Genomic DNA, 324 nt, shown 5'->3' with positions numbered 1-324 from the left:
ACATAGACCTCGTTCTTTTTGAGATCATCCAGCGCTTCAAACATGTAGCCAAACGGCTTTTCAGAAAGCGGGTTGTTGCCTTTGTTTTTGTCGCCGAAAAAGTCGGCTTCCAGAACCGGCATCGCGCGGCCAATGATAACCATGTGATCGTCAATCGGCTTCAGTTTCGGATCGAGAAACTGATGGACGTAGCCTTTGGTATCGAGAATGTCGCCAACGAGGGCTACAAACAGTTCCTTGCGAGCGAGAGCGAAAAGCTCGTCGTCGTTGCTCCAGTATTTAGGCATGGTGGTCTCCTGAGAGTGAAGAGTGTTCTTTGTTTTT

At 48.8% G+C, this 324-nt stretch carries 1 protein-coding gene; it reads right to left on the bottom strand.

Annotated features, from left to right (window positions below; all coding sequences use genetic code 11):
* Positions 1-287 (bottom strand): RraA family protein (locus tag E1162_RS00040; RefSeq protein ID WP_503328165.1); only part of this gene is annotated, 287 nt, incomplete at its 3' end.
* Positions 288-324 lie beyond the last annotated feature (37 nt).

Source organism: Pseudovibrio flavus (genome assembly GCF_009711345.1).
In the GTDB taxonomy this organism is placed as follows: domain Bacteria; phylum Pseudomonadota; class Alphaproteobacteria; order Rhizobiales; family Stappiaceae; genus Pseudovibrio; species Pseudovibrio flavus.
This window is presented reverse-complemented; position numbering and strand designations above follow the sequence as displayed.